Genomic DNA, 20,699 nt, shown 5'->3' with positions numbered 1-20,699 from the left:
CAAGGACGGGGATCGTCATGCGCCATACAACCGTTGTATCCGCTCTGTTTGCCACCAGCCTGCTGGCCGTGGCCACGATGGGCCAAGCCGCCGAGAAGAAGAGCCTGGTGTTCTGCTCCGAAGGCAGCCCGGCAGGGTTTGACACTGCGCAATACACCACCGCCACCGACAACGATGCGGCGGAGCCTTTGTATAACCGTTTGGTGGAGTTCGAAAAAGGCGCCACCGACGTCGTCCCTGGGCTGGCAACCAAGTGGGATATCTCCCCGGATGGCCTGACCTACACCTTCCACCTGCGTGAAGGGGTGAAGTTCCACAGCAACAAGGAATTCAAGCCGACGCGCGACTTCAACGCCGACGACGTGCTGTTCACCTTCAACCGCATGCTTGACCCCGACCACCCGTTTCGCAAGGCCTACCCTACCGAGTTTCCGTACTTCAACGGGATGAGCCTGAACAAGAACATCGCCAAGGTCGAGAAAACAGGCCCCTACACTGTGGTGATGACCCTGAACACGGTGGACGCCGCGTTTGTGCAGAACATCGCCATGAGCTTTGCCGCGATCCTTTCGGCCGAATACGCCGAGCAGTTGCTCAAGCAAGGCCGGCCCAGCGACATCAACCAGAAGCCGATCGGCACTGGCCCGTTCGTGTTCCAGCGTTACCAGAAAGACTCGCAGATCCGCTACGTGGGCAACAAACAGTACTGGGACCCGAGCCGCGTCAAGCTGGACCAACTGATCTTCGCCATCAACACCGACGCCTCGGTACGCGTGCAAAAACTCAAGGCCGGCGAATGCCAGGTGACCCTGCATCCACGCCCCGCCGATGTCGACGCCCTCAAGGCCGACCCGAACCTGCAACTGCTGACCAAGCCGGGCTTTAACCTCGGCTATATCTCCTACAACGTACGCCACAAGCCGTTCGATCAGCTTGAAGTACGCCAGGCGCTGGACATGGCGGTGAACAAGCAGAGCATCCTCAACGCCGTGTACCAGGGCGCCGGGCAACTGGCGGTCAACGCCATGCCGCCGACGCAGTGGTCTTACGACGACAGCATCAAGGACGCCGCCTACAACCCGGAAAAAGCCAAGGAGTTGCTCAAGGCCGCCGGCGTCAAGGAAGGCACCGAGATCACCTTGTGGGCCATGCCGGTACAGCGCCCGTACAACCCCAACGCCAAGCTGATGGCCGAGATGCTGCAGAACGACTGGGCCAAGATCGGCCTCAAGGTCAAGATCGTCAGCTATGAGTGGGGCGAGTACATCAAGCGCACCAAGAACGGTGAGCACGATGTCAGCCTGATCGGCTGGACCGGCGACAATGGTGACCCGGACAACTGGCTCGGCACCCTCTACAGCTGCGACGCCATCGGCGGGAACAACTACTCCATGTGGTGCGACCCGGCGTACGACAAGCTGATCAAGCAAGCCAAGGTCGTGACCGACCGCGAACAAAGGACTGTTCTGTACAAACAGGCGCAGCAACTGCTCAAGCAGCAGGTGCCGATCACGCCCATCGCCCACTCGACGGTCAACCAGCCGTTAAGCGCCAAAGTCGAAGGCTTCAAGGTAAGCCCCTTCGGCCGCAACGTGTTCTCGGGCGTCAGCATCAACCCATAAGACAATAACCGGATGGCGGGGAGCGAAATCGGCTTCCCGGCAAACGTGCAGGCTTTTGTTGGGAAATTTCCTACGCCAAACGTTTGCATTAGCTTGAACGAGTTCCACACCCAATAGCCGGATCACCCAAAAAGACCGGCATTAAAAAAGAGAACCAAAGGAGCTTCACCCATGAAACTGAGCAGCAAAGCGCTTCTGGCCTTGGCCATCAGCAGCATCACGGCCACCGCCTACGCTGAAACGCAAAGCCAGGACTTCGTTCCTACCACCCTGGCCGGCACCAGCGCCCAAAGCGAGGCCAAAGGCTTTATCGAAGATTTCAGCCTGGGCGGCACCACGCGTAACTGGTACTCCCATGAAAGCAAATACCGTGGGGGCACCTTCTCGTACCAGAAGCACGGCCAGACCCTGACCGATCGCAACCGTACCAACTGGGTGCAAGGCACCATCCTCAACGCCAGCTCGGGTTTCACCCAGGGCACCGTTGGGGTCAAGACTGAAGTGGCGGTGTACAACGCCCTGGTGCTGGACCGCAGCAAGCGTGATATCAAAGGCGGCTCCAACCGTACCCTGGCCGACTCCAACGGCGACGCCGTCGACCAGTGGAGCAAACTGGGCCTGGCCAACGTGCAGTTCCGTGTGTCCAACACCACACTGACCGCCGGTCGCCAGAACTTCAGCAGCGGCATCGTCGACACCATCGGCAACCGTGCCCTGCCTTCCAGCTTCCAGGGTGTGAGCTTCAACAGCGAAGAATTCAGCAACCTGTCGTTCCAGGGTGGCGTGTTTGACCGCGTTTCGCCACGTAGCGAGCAGAGCCTGTCGAAATTCCGCAGCGAATACGGCAATGGCGCAGAAACCGACAAAGTGTCGACCCTGGGTGTGAACTACCAGCCACTGAAAAGCCTGAAGACCAGCTTCTTCGCCGCCAACGTGAAGGACTTCTGGAACCAGTACTACTTCGGCGCCACCCACGAACTGGGCGACGCGCAGCAGTTGGGCCTGACCACCGGCTTCAACTACTACAAGACTGTCGACGAAGGCAAAAAAGAGATGGGGGAAATCGACAACGATACCTTCTCCCTCTCCCTGGGCCTGACTCACCAGGCACACAGCCTGACCTTCGGCTACCAGCAAGTGAACGGTAACGAGTACTTCGACTACCTGCACGAAACCAACGGTATCTACCTGGCCAACTCCCTGACGTCTGACTTCAACGGCCCGAACGAGAAATCCTTCCAGATCGCCTATGCCATCAACATGGCTGAATACGGCGTACCTGGCCTGAAGTTCAACGCCTACTCGGCACGCGGCTGGGGCATCGACGGTACCCACTACACCGGCAACAACGGCCGGGCCAAGTTTGCCTATGACGGCATCCAGTCCCAGGACGGCGAGAAGCACCAGGAATACGGTGTCGGCGCCTCTTACGCACTGCAGAGCGGCCCCCTCAAAGCCACCACCGTGCGCGCAACCTATGTTGAGCACCGTGGCAGCGAGTTCCAGTCCGACGGCAGCATCAAAGAGTTCCGTCTGGTCACCACCATCCCGTTCAACATCCTTTAATTAGCGCCAGGCAGGCGGCGAGCTCAGGATGAGCCCGCCGCCTACGCTTTTCTGGCTCCATCGATTGCAGAGGGCTCTGAATGAAAATGCTCCCACTACAAGCCGCCATGGCCGCTGCGCTGTTGAGCGTGGCGATCGGCGTTTCGGCCAAACCGCTGGTGGTCTGCACCGAAGCCAGCCCGGAAGGTTTCGACCCGGTCCTGTACACCACTGCCGTGACCGCTGACGCCGCCGCTGAAACCATGTTCAACCGTCTGGTGGACTTCAAGCCCGGCACCACAGAAGTGGTGCCTGCCCTGGCCAAAGACCTGCCGGAAATCAGCGCCGATGGCCTGACCTATACGTTCCACCTGCGTGACGACATCAAGTTCCACACCACCGACTATTTCAAACCCACGCGCAACCTGAATGCCGATGATGTGCTTTGGAGCTTTCAGCGTCAGCTGGACCCGAATCATCCGTGGCATAAAAAGTCCGCTGTGGGTTACCCGTATTTCGAAAGCATGGGCTTTAAAGAACTGCTCAAGAGCGTAGAGAAGACCGACGACCACACCGTCGTGTTCACCCTGACCCGTCCTGAAGCCCCCTTCCTGGCCGACCTGGCCATGGCGTTTTCCTCGATTCACTCAGCCGAATATGCCGACCAATTGCTCAAGTCCGGCAAGACCGATGATCTGAACGCCAAGCCAATCGGCACCGGGCCGTTCATCTTCAACCGCTACGCAAAAGACGCGCAGGTGCGTTTCAAGGCCAACCCGGAGTACTTCCGTGGCAAGCCGCCGGCCGACCCGCTTATTTTGGCAATCACCACCGATAGCAATGTGCGCCTGCAAAAGCTCAAGGCCAACGAATGCCAGATCGCGCTGTATCCCAAGCCCGATGATGTACCCAGCGCCAAGGCTGATCCCAACCTGAAAGTGGCGGAACTAGCGGCGATGACCACCAGCTACACCGCCATGAATACCACCCACAAGTACATGAGCGATGCGCGGGTACGTCACGCGATCAATATTGCCTTCGATAAAAAGGGCTACAACGAATCGCTGTACGGCAAAGGCAACGCCGTCGATGCCACCGGGCCGTACCCGCCGACCCTGCTGGGCTTCAGTGACAAGCTGAAAAACCCAGTTCGCGACCTGGACAAGGCGCGCGCCCTTCTCAAGGAAGCCGGCGTGCCGGAAGGCACCGAATTCACCCTGTTCACCCGCAACGGCGGCGGCCCGACCAACCCTAACCCGATGCTCGGCGCCCAGCGCATGCAAGCGGATCTGGCCCAGATCGGCCTGAAGGTCAATATCAAGGTCATGGAATGGGGCGAAATGCTCAAGCGCGCCAAAGCTGGCGAGCACGACATGGTTTCTGCCGGTTGGGCCGGGGATAACGGCGACCCGGATAACTTCCTCACCCCTAACCTGAGTTGCGATGCAGCGAAAAACGGCGAAAACTACGCCCGCTGGTGTAACAAAGAGTTTCAAGACTTGATCGACAAGGCCCGCGCCGACGCTGAACCCGCCGAGCGCGCTGCACTCTATGAACAAGCTTTGGCCGTTTTCGAGAAGGACCAGCCGTGGATTCCCATGGCCTACCCGAAAATGTTTACCGCCATGCGCAAGAACGTCGAGGGTTATACCCAAAGCCCTCTGACCACCAATAACTTCGCCACCACCCAGGTGAAGTAAATAAGAAAAACGCTCGGCACCGTCGACACTGACGGTGCCGGACCTGCCTAACCGGCTGATTGAGGTACACACCAAGATGTTTAGTTTTATTGCCCGCCGACTGGGGTTATTGATCCCCACGTTCTTCGGCATCACGTTGCTGACCTTTGCGTTGATTCGCATGATTCCAGGCGACCCCGTAGAAGTCATGATGGGCGAGCGACGGGTTGACCCCGAAATGCACGCACAGGCAATGGAGCGCCTTGGCCTTAACAAGCCGCTGTATGCGCAATACTTGGACTATGTCGGCAAGCTCGCCCAGGGCGACCTTGGCGAATCGCTGCGCACGCGCACCAGCGTGTGGACCGAGTTCACCGCCCTCTTCCCCGCGACCCTGGAACTGTCCATGGCCGCGCTGTTGTTCGCCGGTATCCTGGGCCTGTTGGCCGGGGTGATCGCGGCACTCAAGCGAGGATCCCTGTTCGACCATGGGGTGATGGGCATCTCCCTGGCGGGGTACTCGATGCCGATCTTCTGGTGGGGCCTGATCCTGATCATGTTCTTCTCGGTGAGCCTGGGCTGGACCCCGGTTTCGGGGCGTATCGACCTGCTCTATGACATCGAGCCACGCACCGGTTTCATGCTGATCGACACCTTGCTGGCTGACGAGCCGGACGCGTTCTGGGATGCGTTGCACCACCTGATCCTGCCGGCCATCGTGCTCGGCACCATCCCGCTGGCGGTGATCGCGCGCATGACCCGTTCGTCGATGCTCGAAGTGCTGCGTGAGGACTACATCCGTACCGCCAAGGCCAAGGGCCTGTCGCCAGCTCGCGTGGTGTTCGTGCACGGCCTGCGCAACGCGCTGATCCCGGTACTCACCGTGGTCGGCTTGCAAGTCGGCACACTGCTGGCCGGTGCGGTACTGACCGAAACCATCTTCTCGTGGCCCGGCATCGGCAAATGGCTGATCGAAGCCATTGGCGCGCGGGACTACCCGGTGGTGCAAAACGGCATTCTGCTGATCGCCTGCCTGGTGATCCTGGTGAACTTCGTGGTGGATATCCTCTACGGCTTCGCCAACCCACGCATCCGTCACCAGCGCTGAGATCATGACCATGACCACACCTACTCAAGTGTCAGCAGTCGATCAGAGCCTGCTGTACCCGTCCCCGTACAAAGAATTCTGGCAAGCCTTCTCCAAGAACAAAGGCGCGGTTGCCGGCCTGCTGTTCATGTTGCTGATCGTGTTCTGCGCGATCTTCGCCCCGTGGGTTGCCCCGCATAACCCCAGCGAGCAATACCGCGACTTCCTGCTGACCCCGCCGGCGTGGCTGGAAGGTGGGCAAATGCAGTTCCTGCTCGGCACCGACGAACTGGGCCGTGACTTGCTCTCGCGCCTGATCCAGGGTTCGCGCCTGTCGTTGCTGATCGGTTTGTCGTCGGTGGTGATGTCGCTGATACCGGGCATCCTGCTGGGCCTGTTCGCCGGGTTCTTCCCGCGCTTGCTCGGCCCGACCATCATGCGCTTGATGGATATCATGCTGGCCCTGCCGTCGCTGCTGCTGGCCGTGGCGATTGTCGCCATCCTCGGCCCTGGCCTGATCAACACCGTGATCGCCATCGCCATCGTGTCGCTGCCGTCCTATGTGCGTCTGACCCGCGCGGCCGTAATGGGCGAACTGAACCGCGACTACGTGACTGCCGCCCGCCTCGCTGGCGCCGGCCTGCCACGCCTGATGTTCATCACCGTGCTGCCTAACTGCATGGCGCCGCTGATCGTACAGGCGACCTTGAGCTTTTCCTCGGCGATTCTCGATGCCGCGGCCCTGGGCTTCCTCGGCCTTGGCGTACAACCGCCAACCCCTGAGTGGGGCACCATGCTGGCTTCGGCCCGAGACTACATCGAACGCGCCTGGTGGGTCGTGAGCCTGCCTGGCTTGACCATTTTGCTCAGCGTGCTGGCAATCAACTTGATGGGTGACGGCCTGCGCGACGCGCTGGACCCGAAACTCAAGAACGCCGCCTGAGGAGATTCCCATGTCACTATTAGAAATCAAGAATCTCAACGTGCGCTTCGGCGACAAGACCGCCGTGCCGGTGGTCGATGGCCTCGACCTGTCCGTCGACAAAGGCGAAGTACTGGCGATCGTTGGCGAGTCGGGTTCGGGTAAATCCGTGACCATGATGGCGCTGATGGGCCTGATCGAGCATCCTGGCATCGTCACCGCCGACGCCCTGAACTTCGACGGCAAGGACATGCTCAAGTTGAGCAACCGCCAGCGCCGTCAGATCGTCGGCAAAGACCTGGCGATGGTGTTCCAGGACCCGATGACCGCGTTGAACCCCAGCTACACCGTGGGTTTCCAGATTGAAGAAGTGCTGCGCCTGCATTTGAAAATGTCCGGCAAACAAGCACGCAAACGCGCCATTGAGCTGCTGGAAAAAGTCGAAATCCCAGGCGCCGCCAGCCGTATGGACGCCTACCCGCATCAACTGTCCGGCGGCATGAGCCAACGTGTGGCAATCGCCATGGCGATTGCTGGCGAACCGAAACTGCTGATCGCCGATGAACCGACCACTGCACTGGACGTGACCATCCAGGCGCAGATCATGGAACTGCTGCTGGCCCTGCAAAAAGAGCAGAACATGGGCCTGGTGCTGATCACCCACGACCTTGCGGTAGTGGCTGAGACCGCCCAGCGCGTATGCGTGATGTACGCCGGCCAAGCCGTGGAAGTCGGCCAGGTGCCGCAGTTGTTCGACATTCCGGCGCACCCGTACAGCGAAGCGCTGCTCAAGGCGATTCCCGAGCACAGCCTGGGTGCTACGCGCCTGGCCACGCTGCCGGGCATCGTGCCCGGCCGCTATGACCGTCCGCAGGGTTGCCTGCTGTCGCCGCGCTGCCCGTATGTGCAGGACGCCTGCCGCGCCCAGCGCCCGGGCCTTGATCCGAAAAGCAACAGCCTTGCCCGCTGCTTCTACCCGCTGAACCAGGAGGTGGCGTAATGGCCGTCGTACTTACCGCCCGCGACCTCACCCGTCACTACGAAGTGTCCCGTGGCCTGTTCAAGGGCCACGCCACCGTGCGTGCCCTCAATGGTGTGTCTTTTGAGCTGGAAGCCGGCAAGACCCTCGCCGTGGTGGGCGAGTCGGGCTGTGGCAAGTCCACCCTGGCCCGTGCCCTCACGCTGATTGAAGAGCCCTCGTCGGGCTCGTTGAAAATCGCCGGGCAAGAAGTGGCCGGCGCCGACAAGGCCCAGCGCAAGCAATTGCGCAAAGACGTGCAGATGGTGTTTCAGAGCCCCTATGCCTCGTTGAACCCACGCCAGAAAGTCGGTGATCAACTGGCCGAACCGCTGCTGATCAACACCAACCTGTCGGCCACTGAGCGCCGCGAGAAAGTGCAGGCGATGATGAAGCAAGTGGGCCTGCGCCCTGAGCATTATCAGCGCTACCCGCACATGTTCTCCGGCGGCCAGCGCCAGCGCATCGCGTTGGCTCGGGCGATGATGTTGCAACCCAAGGTGCTGGTGGCGGACGAACCGACCTCGGCGCTTGACGTGTCGATCCAGGCGCAGGTACTCAACCTGTTCATGGATTTGCAGCAGGAATTCAACACCGCTTACGTGTTCATCTCTCACAACCTGGCGGTGGTGCAGCACGTGGCTGACGATGTGATGGTGATGTACCTCGGCCGCCCGGTTGAGGTGGGCCCCAAGGAAGACATCTACGCTCGCCCCTTGCACCCTTACACCCAGGCGCTGCTGTCGGCCACCCCGACCATTCACCCGGACCCGAGCAAGCCGAAGATCAAGATCGTCGGCGAACTGCCCAACCCGCTGAACCCGCCACCTGGCTGCGCGTTCCACAAGCGCTGCCCGTATGCGACGGAGCGCTGCAGTAGCCAGGAGCCGCTGTTGCGTGCGTTGGATAACCGGCAGGTGGCTTGCCACTACGCGGAGCAATTCGTGGCCTGAAGCAACACAACCGCCCTGTAGGAGCGAGCTTGCTCGCGAAAAACGTCAACGATAACGCGGGTAGTCTGGCTTAACGCGGTGTCCATGGGTTCTTCGCGAGCAAGCTCGCTCCTACAAGGGGCTGCGGTTTAAATGAGTTCCATCGCCCTTCCCGCCAGATTGCGCATCAGTCTGGCCGGAGGGGCTTTTTTTTGCGCGGTTGTAACAAAAAACATACCGTTTGAACCCATGCCCAACGCCCTGAAAACATTGAGCCAGAGCGTTTCAAAAAGTGTATAGATTGTAAATGCAATTTACTTCTGTTTGAGAATCAATACCATTAAGGCGCACAGAGAGCGCTGGATGCACAAAAAAATTCAGACGCCTCTCGTTCAATCGCCCCTCCTAAAGGACTTTGTGGACATGTCGTCTCAATTCAGGCTCAGCCATCTCTCGCTGGCGTTTATCGCTACCCTTTCGTCCCCCGCGCTACTGGCGCAGAGTGTGGAAAAAGAGCGCGACAAAGTGCCGATCCAAGCGACAGACCTGCCTGTGGATGGCACGCCACAAGCCCTGGTACTGGGCGAAACGCGGGTACTGGGCACCGCCGCCGAAGAACTCAAGCAAGCGCCCGGCGTGTCGATCATCACCGCCGAAGACATCAAGAAACGCCCGCCCACTAACGATCTGTCGGAGATCATCCGCCGCGAGCCGGGTGTGAACCTGACCGGCAACAGTTCCAGCGGCAGTCGTGGCAATAACCGCCAGATCGACCTGCGCGGCATGGGCCCGGAAAACACCCTGATACTGATCGATGGCAAGCCGTCCACCTCGCGCAACGCTGTGCGTTACGGCTGGAGCGGTGACCGTGATACCCGTGGCGAAACCAACTGGGTACCGGCCGAAGAAGTCGAACGCATTGAAATTCTGCGCGGCCCGGCCGCCGCCCGTTATGGCTCCGGTGCCATGGGCGGTGTCATCAACATCATCACCAAACGCCCCACCGACCAACTGCACGGCTCGCTGACCGCCTACACCGCCTTCCCCGAAAACGATGCCGAGGGCGCGAGCAAGCGCACCAACTTCAATCTCAGTGGCCCATTGACCGACAGCCTGGCGTTCCGCGTCTATGGCGGCCTGAACAAGACCGACGCCGATGACGCCGACATCAACCGCGCAGCGCAAGCGACGCCGGACTCGTTGGTAGCCGGCCGCGAAGGTGTGCGCAACAAAGATGTGAATGGCTTGCTGAGCTGGCAGTTCACCCCCGAGCAAACCCTCGACCTGGAGGCCAGCTACAGCCGCCAGGGCAATATTTTCGCCGGCGATACCATGCTCAACGGCGGTGGCGCGTTCGTGGAAAGCCTGGTGGGCAAGGAAACCAGTGTGATTCAACGCAGCAGCTTTTCTGCCACCCATCGCGGCGAATTCGACTGGGGTTCGACCCTGGCCTCGCTGACCCACGACCTGACCCGCAACGAGCGCCTCAACGAAGGCCTGGCCGGTTCCGGCGAAGGCGCGCCCTCGGCCAGTGCAGGCCGTTTCGAGTCCCGCTTGCGCAACACGCGGGCCACCGCCGAGGTCAACCTGCCCCTGAGCGCCGGTGCCGAACAGGTGCTGACCCTGGGCAGCGAATACCTCTACGAATCGATGAACGACCCAGGCTCGCTGCGCCCGCAAACTTACGACCCAGGCACCGGCGGCGTGCCCGCCATCCCGGGCGTGAGCCGCAACAGCACCAAGACCACCGCCTCAAGCTACGCCTTGTTTGCCGAGGACAACATCGAACTGGGCAGCAAGACCGTGATCACGCCTGGCTTGCGCTTCGACGATCATGAGGAATACGGCGGCAACTGGAGCCCCAGCTTCAACGCCTCGCACCAGTTGACCGACGAACTGAGCATCAAGGGCGGCATTGCCCGCGCCTACAAAACCCCCAACCTGTACCAGTCCAACCCGAACTATTTGCTCTACAGCCGTGGCAATGGCTGCAACGCCAGCGAAGCCAACATGGGCGGTTGCTACCTGGTGGGCAACCGGGACCTGAAGCCGGAAATCAGCGTCAACAAGGAAATCGGCCTGGCTTTGGACAAGGGCACCTGGCGCACCAGTGCGACGTATTTCCGTAATGACTACAAGAACAAGATCAACGCCAGTAACGAGGCGGCGTTCCGTCTGGGCAATGGCCGACGTGTATTGGAGTGGGAAAACAGCGGCCCAGCCTTGGTGCAGGGCGTTGAAGGCAACCTGTTCATCAGCCTGCGCGATGATCTGGACTTGAACACCAACCTGACCTACATGATCGACTCCAAGGACAAAGACACCGGCGAGCCCTTGAGCATCATCCCCAAGTACACCGTCAACACCACGCTGGACTGGCAAGCCACTGACAAGCTGTCTTTCCAGGTCAGCGGCACTTATTACGGCAAGCAGGAGGCGCCGACGCTCAACTCACGCAGCGCCAGCAGTTACAATCGCAGCGCCCAGCAGGACGTTGACCCGTACGGGCTGATGGGCCTGAGCAGCGGCTACGAATTCAATAAAAACTTGAGCGTACGGGTGGGCATCAACAACTTGCTGGACAAGCGTTTATCGCGCAAAGGCAACGCCGAGGATGCGGGGGCGCAGACCTACAATGAGCCAGGGCGGGCTTACTTCGCGTCGGTGACCACTTCGTTCTGAGGAAAGTGGGCGGCCAGTAATAACAATGCCTTGGAAACCCCATCCAAGGCATTGTTTGAAGCGCTTTACATTGCTGAGCGAGCCTACGTCTGGCTATCGCCTTCGTCTGCGTCGTCGCTGTCGGGCTCTTCGGTGGTCGAGTCATCATCCCCCTCAGTGCCACCTTGGCCTTTATCGCCGGGTTCCGCTTCGGACTTGGCCAACTGCAAGTCCGGGCTCTGGCTACTCGTCACCATGGCTGAGCCATGCACCGGGTTATGCGCCCAGGCCGTCGACATCCCCAACGACAACAGCACCAGCACCTTCATCAACAGCACTATTCGTTGAAAAATACTCATGATCGATTCCGTCCAGTCAGTAGGTAAAGCCCAGGCGACAGACCAATTACCATCGCCAGTCTTTGAAGCTAGTTCTGATCAAGGGTTTGCGCCAATTTCTGGTCAAATCGAGATTAACTGTGGGAGCGGGCTTGCTCGCGAATGCGGGGCGTCATTCAACAGATGCGTCGGCTGATCCACCGCCTTCGCGAGCAAGCCCGCTCCCACACTTAGCCTTTTGGCGACCAATAAAAAGGGCGAAGCCATCACAGCTTCGCCCTTCTCTTAACCGCTCAAACCTTAGTGGTGTTCGCGGGTCGCACGGAATTTCACATCCGGCCAGCGCTCTTCCATCAGCGCCAGGTTCACCCGCGTCGGCGCCAGGTAGGTCAAATGCCCACCGCCGTCGATCGCCAGGTTTTCCACGGCCTTGTTGGAGAACTCTTCCAACTTCTTCTTATCGCTGCAATCAATCCAGCGCGCCGAATACACGGTGATCGGCTCGTAGGAGCACTCCACCTTGTATTCCTCTTTCAAGCGGCTGGCGACCACGTCGAACTGCAGCACGCCCACGGCGCCGAGGATGATGTCGTTGCTGCGCTCGGGGAAGAACACCTGGGTGGCGCCCTCTTCGGCCAATTGCTGCAAGCCTTGGCGCAGTTGCTTGGACTTGAGCGGGTCACGCAGGCGCACGCGGCGGAACAGTTCCGGGGCGAAGTGCGGGATACCGGTAAAGCCCAGCGCTTCGCCTTCGGTGAAGGTGTCGCCGATCTGGATGGTGCCGTGGTTGTGCAGGCCGATGATGTCGCCGGCAAACGCCTCTTCCAGCTGTTCACGCTCGGAGGAGAAGAACGTCAGGGCGTCGCCGATGCGCACGTCCTTGCCGGTGCGCACGTGGCGCATCTTCATGCCTTTTTCGTATTTGCCGGAGCAGATGCGCATGAAGGCGATACGGTCACGGTGTTTGGGGTCCATGTTCGCCTGGATCTTGAACACAAAGCCGGTGAATTTCTCTTCGACCGGTTCCACGGTGCGCTCGTTGGCAACGCGGGCCAGGGGTTTTGGCGCCCAGTCCACGACGGCGTCGAGCACGTGGTCGACACCGAAGTTGCCCAGCGCGGTACCGAAGAACACTGGCGTCAGTTGGCCGTCGAGGAACTCCTGCTGGTTGAACTCATGGCAGGCGCCCTGCACCAGCTCCAACTGGTCGACAAAACGGTCGTACTCGTCACCCAGGTGGGCGCGGGCTTCGTCGGAGTCGAGCTTCTCGATGATCTTGGTTTCGGTGCGTTCATGACCGTGGCCAGCGGTGTACACAATGATGTAGTCGTCGGCCAGGTGGTACACGCCCTTGAAGTCGCGGTAGCAACCAATCGGCCAGGTGATCGGCGCGGCCTTGATCTTCAGGACGGCTTCGATTTCATCCAGCAGCTCGATGGGGTCGCGGATATCGCGGTCGAGTTTGTTGATGAAGCTGACAATCGGCGTGTCACGCAGACGGCACACGTCCATCAGCGCGATGGTACGTGGCTCGACGCCCTTACCGCCGTCGAGAACCATCAGCGCCGAGTCCACCGCGGTGAGGGTGCGGTAGGTATCTTCGGAGAAGTCTTCGTGCCCCGGGGTGTCGAGCAGGTTGATCATGTGCTCGCGATACGGGAACTGCATGACCGACGTGGTAATGGAAATACCCCGTTGTTTTTCCATTTCCATCCAGTCGGAGGTGGCATGGCGGTCGGATTTGCGCGATTTCACCGTGCCGGCTACCGCGATCGCCTTGCCCATCAGCAACAGCTTTTCGGTGATGGTGGTCTTACCGGCATCGGGGTGGGAAATAATGGCGAAAGTGCGGCGTTTCGCGACTTCGGCGGCCTGGTGGGTCATGGGAAATCGCCTGGCAGGTGAGTCAAAAAAGGGCGGCGAGTATAGCGCAAACGCGAGGGTACGGACCACCGTTGAGCCCATTGGGGGTGGCTAAATGCACCCAAGTGTGGAACCTTTTAAAAGGTCGAGACGTCCACTCCCCTGCTACCGCACTCGGAACAGGGGCTGAAATATCAGCAAGTTAGCCTGACGAGGCTGCGCTCATGGCTTGATCGCATACTGCATTGCCAGTATCGGCGAGCTGCTTTTCGCGAACCTATTCGCCGACAGCCAGGAATGGCATTGCCGCCGGAGAATGTGTTCGCCGACAAAAGAAAAAAAGGAGTCCGCCTGTGGCTATTCGCTATGGCAAAGGGCTGATAGGAGGCGCGGTTGTCGTCGCGCTCCTGGCCCTGCTGGTCCACTGGATCGGCATCAACACGATCGAACTGTACCGCGACGATTTGTTGTTTTACCTGCAAGCTCATCTGATTCTCGTCCTAGTCTCCATGCTGGCAGCCCTGATTGTGGGCATCCCCGCCGGTATCCTGCTCAGCCGACCCAATATGGTCGGGCGCGCAGAACGTTTCATGCAGATCTTCAACATCGGCAACACCGTCCCTCCCCTGGCCGTACTGGCCATCGCCCTCGGCGTCCTCGGCATCGGCAGCGGCCCGGCCATCTTCGCGCTGTTCCTCGCCTCCCTCCTGCCCATCGTGCGCAACACCTACGAAGGCCTGAAAAACGTTCAGGGTTCCCTGAAAGAAGCCGCCACCGGCATCGGCATGACTCCTCGCCAGGTGCTGTTTCGCGTGGAGCTGCCCAACGCCGTGCCGATCATCATCGGCGGTGTGCGCGTGGCCCTGGCGATCAACGTCGGCACCGCGCCGCTGGCCTTCCTGATCGGCGCCAACAGCCTGGGCAGCCTGATCTTCCCCGGCATTGCCCTGAACAATCAGCCGCAACTGCTGCTCGGCGCCGCCTGCACCGCGCTGCTGGCGTTGCTGCTTGATGGCCTGGTAACCATGGCCAGCCGCCTCTGGCTGGAACGCGGGTTGCGCCCGTCTTAAGCCCGGTAAAGGAATTCACATGAAAAAACTGAGCTTGATATTAGGCTGCGTCCTGCTGCTTGCAGGTATTGCACAAGCCGCCGAAAAACCCGTGATCCGCATCGGCGCTCGGGTGTTTACCGAGCAGACCCTGCTCGCCGAAATCACTTCCCAGTACCTGCGCACCAAGGGCTACGACGCCCGTGTGACCGGCGGCCTGGGCAGTAACCTGGCGCGCAGTGCCCAGGAAAGCGGGCAACTGGACCTGATCTGGGAATACACCGGTGTGTCCCTGGTGGCCTACAACCATATCGACGAGAAACTCGACAGCGAACAGTCCTACGCTCGGGTCAAAGAACTCGACGCGAAAAAAGGCCTGATCTGGCTGTCGCCGTCTCGCTTTAGCAACACCTACGCCCTGGCACTGCCGGAGAAAGTCGCGCAGGAACATCCCGAGATCAACAGCATCAGCGACCTCACCCAAGCCATGGCTCAGGAGACCAAAGAGCATCGCCTGGTCGCCCTGGACACCGAGTTCGCCAACCGCTCCGATGGCCTGGCCGGCATGGTCAAGCTGTACGACATGAACCTGACGCGCAAAAACACCCGGCAGATGGACGCAGGCCTGGTCTACACCGCGCTGCGTAACGGCCAGGTGTTCGCCGGTTTGGTCTACACCACTGACGGTCGCCTTAACGCGTTCAAGTTGAAGCTGCTGGAAGACGACAAGCACTACTTCCCCGACTACACCGCAGCCCCGGTGATCCGCCAGGAATACCTCGACAAACACCCGCAACTGGCCGCCGAACTCAAGCCTTTGGCCCACCTGTTCGACGACGAAACCATGCGCCAGCTCAATGCACGGGTCGACGTCGACCATGAAAGCCCGTCCGCCGTTGCCGCCGATTTCCTGCGCCAACATCCAATCAACTAAAAAGGAGAAGACATGGAATTTTTGAACGCCTTTTCCCATCTTGATTGGGCCCAAGTGCTGCACTTGACCTGGCAGCACATCACCCTGGTCGGCATCGCCGTGATCCTCGCGATCTTTATCGGCGTGCCCCTGGGCATTCTGATGACGCGCTTCCCCACCCTGGCAGGTCCGTTGCAAGCCAGCGCCACGGTGCTGCTGACCGTGCCCTCCATTGCGCTGTTCGGCTTGCTGCTGCCGTTCTACTCCAAGTTCGGCCAAGGCCTGGGGCCAATGCCGGCGATCACCGCCGTGTTCCTCTACTCCCTGCTGCCGATCATGCGTAACACCTACCTCGCGCTGACCGGCGTAGAGCCAGGCATTCGTGAAGCCGCACGCGGCATCGGCATGACCTTCGGCCAGCGCCTGCGCATGGTCGAACTGCCGATTGCGGTGCCGGTGATTCTCGCTGGCGTGCGCACCGCCGTGGTGATGAACATCGGTGTGATGACCATCGCCGCCACCATCGGTGCCGGTGGCCTGGGTGTACTGATTCTGGCCTCTATCAGCCGCAGTGACATGTCGATGCTGATCGTCGGCGCCGTGCTGGTCAGCCTCCTGGCCATCTTCGCCGACCTGCTTCTGCAATGGCTGCAACGCTCGCTGACTCCAAAAGGATTGCTCAAATGATCGAACTTCAAAACCTGTCCAAGACTTTTCAAAGCAACGGCAAGACTGTCACTGCCGTCAACGATGTGAGCCTGACCGTCAACGAAGGCGAGATTTGCGTATTCCTGGGGCCCTCGGGCTGCGGCAAGAGCACCACGCTGAAAATGATCAACCGCCTGATCAAGCCCACCTCGGGCAAGATCTTGATCAACGGCGAAGACACCACCGACCTCGACGAGGTGACCCTGCGCCGCAACATCGGCTACGTGATCCAGCAGATCGGCCTGTTCCCCAACATGACCATCGAAGAGAACATCGTGGTGGTGCCCAAGCTGCTCGGCTGGGACAAGCAGAAATGCCACGACCGCGCCCGCGAGTTGATGAGCATGATCAAGCTGGAGCCCAAGCAGTACCTGCATCGCTACCCGCGTGAATTGTCGGGCGGGCAGCAACAGCGCATCGGCGTGATCCGCGCCCTGGCGGCCGACGCACCGTTGCTGCTGATGGACGAGCCGTTCGGCGCGGTCGACCCGATCAACCGCGAGATGATCCAGAACGAGTTCTTCGAGATGCAGCGCGCGCTGAACAAGACCGTGATCATGGTCAGCCACGACATCGACGAAGCCATCAAGCTGGGTGACAAGATCGCCATCTTCCGCGCCGGCAAACTGCTGCAGATCGACCACCCGGATACGCTGCTGGCGCACCCGGCCGACGAGTTCGTCAGCAACTTCGTGGGCCAGGACAGCACCCTCAAGCGCCTGCTGCTGGTAAAAGCCGAAGACGCGGCGGACAACGCCCCGTCGGTGAGCCCGGAAACCCCGGTGGCCGATGCCCTGGAACTGATGGACGAGCATGACCGCCGTTACGTGGTGGTCACCTGCGCCGAAAACAAAGCGCTGGGCTATGTTCGCCGTCGCGACCTGCACCGCCAGGCCGGCACCTGCGGCCAGTACCTGCGCGAGTTCAATGCCACGGCGGCCTATGACGAGCATTTGCGCATCCTGCTGTCGCGCATGTACGAGTTCAACCGTTCGTGGTTGCCGGTGATGGATGCAGAGCGGGTGTTCTTGGGTGAGGTGACCCAGGAGTCGATTGCCGAGTACCTGAGTTCCGGTAAGTCCCGTGGGGGCAAGACCAGCATTGTCTCCCCTGCCGAGACAGCCTTGGCTTAAAACTGTGGGAGCGGGCTTGCTCGCGAATGCAGAGTGTCAGTCGCCAGATAGGTTGACTGGTGCACCGCATTCGCGAGCAAGCCCGCTCCCACATTGGACCTTCAGTGGCTCTGAAACACCTCAAATCTCCCCATCCGGGGAACATCAATCCGTCACACCGGTCGGTTACATAAGTAGCTGCACGCGGCCGCGCGACGAACGCGTGCAAAAACGCGACATTTTTAGTTGATCCCACGCCCGCCAAGCCCTAAAGTTCGCGCCGAACGTCCATGCTGGAAACGATCCATCCGGCTCAAGTACTGACGACGAGACAGCAAGGCCAAGGGCAGCTTACCCCGTGGCCTTTTTGCTTTCGGCGACATGCCTTGGGAAGTAGGCGAACCAAAGTGGGGATACGGAGGACGTTCATTTGCACCCATTGATCAAATTAGTTTGCCCTTAGGAGTTCCCAGCATGTCGATCCAGGTCGAAGATTATTTCGCGCGCGCCACTTTTGACAAAATGAAGGCGTTCGCCGACAAGCAAGAAACCCCGTTCGTGGTGATCGACACCGCGATGATCAGCCAGGCCTACGATGACCTGCGCGCCGGTTTCGAATTCGCCAAGGTGTATTACGCCGTCAAGGCCAACCCGGCCGTCGAGATCATCGACCTGTTGAAAGACAAAGGCTCGAGCTTCGACATCGCTTCGATCTACGAGCTGGACAAGGTCATGGACCGCGGCGTCAGCGCCGACCGTATCAGCTACGGCAACACCATCAAGAAATCCAAGGACATCCGCTACTTCTATGAGAAGGGCGTGCGCCTGTTCTCCACCGACTCCGAAGCCGACCTGCGCAACATCGCCAAGGCCGCGCCGGGCTCGAAAGTGTATGTGCGCATCCTCACCGAAGGCTCGACCACCGCCGACTGGCCGTTGTCGCGCAAATTCGGTTGCCAGACCGACATGGCCATGGACCTGCTGATCCTCGCCCGCGACCTGGGCCTGGTGCCGTACGGCATCTCGTTCCATGTCGGCTCGCAACAGCGCGACATCAGCGTGTGGGACGCGGCCATCGCCAAGGTCAAGGTGATCTTCGAACGCCTGAAAGAAGAAGACGGCATTCACCTGAAGCTGATCAACATGGGCGGTGGCTTCCCGGCCAACTACATCACCCGCACCAACAGCCTGGAAACCTACGCCGAAGAAATCATCCGCTTCCTCAAGGAAGACTTCGGTGACGACCTGCCGGAAATTATCCTGGAGCCTGGCCGTTCGCTGATCGCCAACGCCGGCATCCTGGTCAGCGAAGTGGTATTGGTGGCGCGCAAGTCCCGTACCGCGGTCGAGCGTTGGGTGTACACGGATGTGGGCAAGTTCTCCGGCCTGATCGAAACCATGGACGAAGCCATCAAGTTCCCGATCTGGACCGAGAAGAAAGGCGAGATGGAAGAAGTGGTCATCGCCGGCCCGACCTGCGACAGCGCCGATATCATGTACGAAAACTACAAGTACGGCCTGCCATTGAACCTGGCCATTGGTGATCGTCTGTACTGGTTGTCGACCGGTGCCTACACCACCAGCTACAGCGCGGTGGAGTTCAATGGGTTCCCGCCGTTGAAGTCGTTTTACGTGTAAGCCCGCTTCGCATAAAAAACCCATGACGCGTCATGGGTTTTTTTTGGCTTACGAAAAGGTCGCGGCTCTTTGTTGGTAGGCCTCGGCCATGGCGCGAATTCGCGGATCATCCGCCAGCGCCAGGGCCTTGTGCGCCGTTCGCAGGAATTTGAGATTCCCGCCTTCCAGCGCCTTGCGCAACCACTCCAGTGCCGCATCGATCTGGCCGCTGTCGGCCAGCACCGCCGCATGGCTGAACTGCCCACGAAAATCCCCGGCCTCGGCTGAACGGCGATACCACTCGACAGCCGCCTCAAGGTCCTTGGGGCAATGCTGCCCATCTTCCAGGTAGCGCCCGAGCAGGTTCATGGACTTGGCGTGGCCCTGCTCGGCGGCCTGGCGGTACAGCGCCAGTGCTTGCGCCTGGTCTTCTACAACGCCACGGCCGGTAGCCAAGAGGTTGGCGTAGTTGTACTGCGCCCAATCCAACCCGGCGTGTGCCGCCAGGCGATATTCCCGTGCTGCTGCGGCTTCATCGACGGCACAGCCCCAACCATGCTCCAGGCAGCGCCCGGTCATATTGCGCGCCATCTGGTGCCCGCCCTGCGCGGCAATCTGGAACCAGCGCAGCGCCAAGGCTTCATCGCGCGCAATGCCGCGCCCTTCCAGCAATATTTGCCCGAGCAGGGCCTGGGCATCGACCACGCCTGCCTTGGCCGCGATGAGGATTGCCTGGGCGGCGCGCACCGGCGAATCGTCGAGCATGCTTTGTAATTGTTCGACGTTGAGCACTTCTTCGCGGCGCAATAAAAAGCCCATGTTCAGACCTCGACCCAGCGGCGCAGCAGGTTGTGGTAGGTGCCGGTGAGCTGGATCAACGCGGGGTGGTCGGGGACGTCGCGGGTCAGTTGCTGGATCGCGCCGTCCATCTCGAACAGCAGGGTGCGCTGGCTGTCTTCGCGCACCAGGCTTTGGGTCCAGAAGAACGAGGCATAGCGCGCGCCACGGGTCACCGCGTTGACCTTGTGCAGGCTGGAGCCGGGGTACAGCACCATGTCGCCGGCGGGTAGCTTGACCCGCTGCAGGCCGAACGTGTCCTGGATCTCCAGTTCCCCGCCGTCGTAGTCGTCGGGGTCACTGAAGAACAGCGTGGACGAAAGGTCGGTGCGCACGCGCTCGTGGCTGCCTTTGGGCTGGCGCACCGCATTGTCGATATGAAAGTCAAAACTGCCGCCTGCGGTATAGCAGTTGAGCAGCGGCGGGAAGACTTTGTGCGGCAGCGCGGCCGACATGAACAGCGGGTTGCTCCACAACCGCTCCAGCATGGCTGCGCCAATTTCCTTGGCCAAGGGGTGACCTTCAGGCAATTGCAGGTTGTGCTTGGCCTTGGCCGACTGGTGACCGGCGGTGATTTTGCCGTCAGCCCATTCGGTCTCTTCCAGGGCTTGGCGAATGCGCAGCACCTCCTCGCGAGAGAACAGGCCGGGAATGTGCAGCAACATGAGGCAATACCTGCGATCAGAGAGGCGTCAATGGTATTGATTCTTATCCGCCCTGTAAAACACGGGGACGAACGAGAGGGCAAATTCCGTAACAAAAAAGTGTAAAGAATGTAAATTTGATGCGAATAGCA

Annotated in this window: 17 protein-coding genes; 13 read left to right on the top strand and 4 right to left on the bottom strand. The window is 60.2% G+C overall.

The genetic code is table 11. From position 1 onward, the window contains the following. Positions 1 to 77: 77 nt before the first annotated feature. The 8 genes from MF6394_RS03635 (at position 78) to MF6394_RS03600 (ending at position 11,487) form a co-directional block, all read left to right on the top strand. Positions 78 to 1,622 (top strand): ABC transporter substrate-binding protein, encoded by a 1,545-nt coding sequence (locus MF6394_RS03635; protein ID WP_371914722.1) that lies wholly within the window; start codon positions 78 to 80, stop codon positions 1,620 to 1,622. 171 nt (positions 1,623 to 1,793) lie between these two features. Further along, positions 1,794 to 3,188, top strand: a complete 1,395-nt coding sequence (locus tag MF6394_RS03630) for an OprD family outer membrane porin (RefSeq protein WP_003188488.1) — start codon at positions 1,794 to 1,796, stop codon at positions 3,186 to 3,188. A gap of 80 nt (positions 3,189 to 3,268) precedes the next feature. Continuing rightward, positions 3,269 to 4,867, top strand: a complete 1,599-nt coding sequence (locus MF6394_RS03625; RefSeq protein WP_044271568.1) for an ABC transporter substrate-binding protein — start codon at positions 3,269 to 3,271, stop codon at positions 4,865 to 4,867. A 76-nt stretch (positions 4,868 to 4,943) separates the two neighbouring features. Then, the gene (locus MF6394_RS03620) at positions 4,944 to 5,954 is read left to right on the top strand and encodes an ABC transporter permease subunit (RefSeq protein WP_003171721.1); all 1,011 of its coding nucleotides are present in this window, start codon (positions 4,944 to 4,946) and stop codon (positions 5,952 to 5,954) included. 10 nt (positions 5,955 to 5,964) lie between these two features. After that, complete coding sequence (locus tag MF6394_RS03615; protein ID WP_003188486.1) at positions 5,965 to 6,876, top strand: ABC transporter permease subunit; 912 nt, start codon at positions 5,965 to 5,967, stop codon at positions 6,874 to 6,876. Positions 6,877 to 6,886: 10 nt separating this feature from the next. Next, on the top strand, positions 6,887 to 7,855 hold the full coding sequence (locus MF6394_RS03610; protein ID WP_034134855.1) for an ABC transporter ATP-binding protein: 969 nt from the start codon (positions 6,887 to 6,889) through the stop codon (positions 7,853 to 7,855). Continuing rightward, entirely contained in the window at positions 7,855 to 8,826 is a 972-nt protein-coding gene (locus MF6394_RS03605; RefSeq protein WP_078466194.1) for a peptide ABC transporter ATP-binding protein, read from the top strand. Before MF6394_RS03610 ends, MF6394_RS03605 begins: the two co-directional genes overlap by 1 nt. A gap of 402 nt (positions 8,827 to 9,228) precedes the next feature. Then, positions 9,229 to 11,487 (top strand): TonB-dependent siderophore receptor, encoded by a 2,259-nt coding sequence (locus tag MF6394_RS03600; RefSeq protein WP_078466193.1) that lies wholly within the window; start codon positions 9,229 to 9,231, stop codon positions 11,485 to 11,487. Between the two features lie 83 nt (positions 11,488 to 11,570). On the opposite strand, the gene MF6394_RS03595 is transcribed toward MF6394_RS03600, so the two are convergent. Both MF6394_RS03595 and MF6394_RS03590 read right to left on the bottom strand, forming a co-directional pair. Next, the gene (locus MF6394_RS03595) at positions 11,571 to 11,825 is read right to left on the bottom strand and encodes a hypothetical protein (protein WP_047712579.1); all 255 of its coding nucleotides are present in this window, start codon (positions 11,823 to 11,825) and stop codon (positions 11,571 to 11,573) included. A 279-nt stretch (positions 11,826 to 12,104) separates the two neighbouring features. Then, positions 12,105 to 13,688: a peptide chain release factor 3 gene (locus MF6394_RS03590; RefSeq protein ID WP_003188476.1), complete on the bottom strand. Its 1,584-nt coding sequence runs from the start codon at positions 13,686 to 13,688 to the stop codon at positions 12,105 to 12,107. Between the two features lie 332 nt (positions 13,689 to 14,020). Here MF6394_RS03590 and MF6394_RS03585 point away from each other — a divergent pair, with 332 nt between their 5' ends. The 5 genes from MF6394_RS03585 to MF6394_RS03565 all read left to right on the top strand — a co-directional run bounded on the left by MF6394_RS03585 (position 14,021) and on the right by MF6394_RS03565 (position 19,087). Further along, complete coding sequence (locus MF6394_RS03585) at positions 14,021 to 14,737, top strand: ABC transporter permease (RefSeq protein WP_004372306.1); 717 nt, start codon at positions 14,021 to 14,023, stop codon at positions 14,735 to 14,737. 19 nt (positions 14,738 to 14,756) lie between these two features. Then, complete coding sequence (locus MF6394_RS03580; RefSeq protein WP_044271547.1) at positions 14,757 to 15,650, top strand: glycine betaine ABC transporter substrate-binding protein; 894 nt, start codon at positions 14,757 to 14,759, stop codon at positions 15,648 to 15,650. A 12-nt stretch (positions 15,651 to 15,662) separates the two neighbouring features. Further along, positions 15,663 to 16,316, top strand: coding sequence for an ABC transporter permease (locus tag MF6394_RS03575; protein ID WP_003188473.1), 654 nt, complete (start codon positions 15,663 to 15,665; stop codon positions 16,314 to 16,316). Next, positions 16,313 to 17,470: an osmoprotectant ABC transporter ATP-binding protein OsmV gene (locus MF6394_RS03570; RefSeq protein WP_003188471.1), complete on the top strand. Its 1,158-nt coding sequence runs from the start codon at positions 16,313 to 16,315 to the stop codon at positions 17,468 to 17,470. The genes MF6394_RS03575 and MF6394_RS03570 overlap by 4 nt, the downstream gene beginning before the upstream one ends. 453 nt (positions 17,471 to 17,923) lie before the next feature. Then, positions 17,924 to 19,087, top strand: a complete 1,164-nt coding sequence (locus MF6394_RS03565; protein WP_032893596.1) for a type III PLP-dependent enzyme — start codon at positions 17,924 to 17,926, stop codon at positions 19,085 to 19,087. Positions 19,088 to 19,135: 48 nt separating this feature from the next. Here MF6394_RS03565 and MF6394_RS03560 read toward each other — a convergent pair whose 3' ends face one another. Next, positions 19,136 to 19,885 (bottom strand): tetratricopeptide repeat protein, encoded by a 750-nt coding sequence (locus MF6394_RS03560; protein ID WP_069557487.1) that lies wholly within the window; start codon positions 19,883 to 19,885, stop codon positions 19,136 to 19,138. A gap of 2 nt (positions 19,886 to 19,887) precedes the next feature. After that, positions 19,888 to 20,568: a Fe2+-dependent dioxygenase gene (locus MF6394_RS03555; RefSeq protein ID WP_003188464.1), complete on the bottom strand. Its 681-nt coding sequence runs from the start codon at positions 20,566 to 20,568 to the stop codon at positions 19,888 to 19,890. Positions 20,569 to 20,699 lie beyond the last annotated feature (131 nt).

The sequence above is a fragment of the Pseudomonas sp. MF6394 genome (genome assembly GCF_002018845.1).
GTDB classification, from domain to species: Bacteria; Pseudomonadota; Gammaproteobacteria; order Pseudomonadales; family Pseudomonadaceae; genus Aquipseudomonas; species Aquipseudomonas lactis.
Note: the sequence above shows the minus strand (reverse complement) of the source record. Positions and strands in the feature narration are given on the sequence as shown.

Excerpts from the sequence above, each read along its gene's own strand:
- MF6394_RS03635 (WP_371914722.1), top strand. The coding sequence starts at position 78 with ATGGGCCAAGCCGCCGAGAAGAAGAGCCTGGTGTTCTGCTCCGAAGGC.
- MF6394_RS03630 (WP_003188488.1), top strand. The coding sequence starts at position 1,794 with ATGAAACTGAGCAGCAAAGCGCTTCTGGCCTTGGCCATCAGCAGCATC.
- MF6394_RS03625 (WP_044271568.1), top strand. The coding sequence starts at position 3,269 with ATGAAAATGCTCCCACTACAAGCCGCCATGGCCGCTGCGCTGTTGAGC.
- MF6394_RS03620 (WP_003171721.1), top strand. The coding sequence starts at position 4,944 with ATGTTTAGTTTTATTGCCCGCCGACTGGGGTTATTGATCCCCACGTTC.
- MF6394_RS03615 (WP_003188486.1), top strand. The coding sequence starts at position 5,965 with ATGACCACACCTACTCAAGTGTCAGCAGTCGATCAGAGCCTGCTGTAC.
- MF6394_RS03610 (WP_034134855.1), top strand. The coding sequence starts at position 6,887 with ATGTCACTATTAGAAATCAAGAATCTCAACGTGCGCTTCGGCGACAAG.
- MF6394_RS03605 (WP_078466194.1), top strand. The coding sequence starts at position 7,855 with ATGGCCGTCGTACTTACCGCCCGCGACCTCACCCGTCACTACGAAGTG.
- MF6394_RS03600 (WP_078466193.1), top strand. The coding sequence starts at position 9,229 with ATGTCGTCTCAATTCAGGCTCAGCCATCTCTCGCTGGCGTTTATCGCT.
- MF6394_RS03595 (WP_047712579.1), bottom strand. The coding sequence starts at position 11,825 with ATGAGTATTTTTCAACGAATAGTGCTGTTGATGAAGGTGCTGGTGCTG.
- MF6394_RS03590 (WP_003188476.1), bottom strand. The coding sequence starts at position 13,688 with ATGACCCACCAGGCCGCCGAAGTCGCGAAACGCCGCACTTTCGCCATT.
- MF6394_RS03580 (WP_044271547.1), top strand. The coding sequence starts at position 14,757 with ATGAAAAAACTGAGCTTGATATTAGGCTGCGTCCTGCTGCTTGCAGGT.
- MF6394_RS03575 (WP_003188473.1), top strand. The coding sequence starts at position 15,663 with ATGGAATTTTTGAACGCCTTTTCCCATCTTGATTGGGCCCAAGTGCTG.
- MF6394_RS03570 (WP_003188471.1), top strand. The coding sequence starts at position 16,313 with ATGATCGAACTTCAAAACCTGTCCAAGACTTTTCAAAGCAACGGCAAG.
- MF6394_RS03565 (WP_032893596.1), top strand. The coding sequence starts at position 17,924 with ATGTCGATCCAGGTCGAAGATTATTTCGCGCGCGCCACTTTTGACAAA.
- MF6394_RS03560 (WP_069557487.1), bottom strand. The coding sequence starts at position 19,885 with ATGGGCTTTTTATTGCGCCGCGAAGAAGTGCTCAACGTCGAACAATTA.
- MF6394_RS03555 (WP_003188464.1), bottom strand. The coding sequence starts at position 20,568 with ATGTTGCTGCACATTCCCGGCCTGTTCTCTCGCGAGGAGGTGCTGCGC.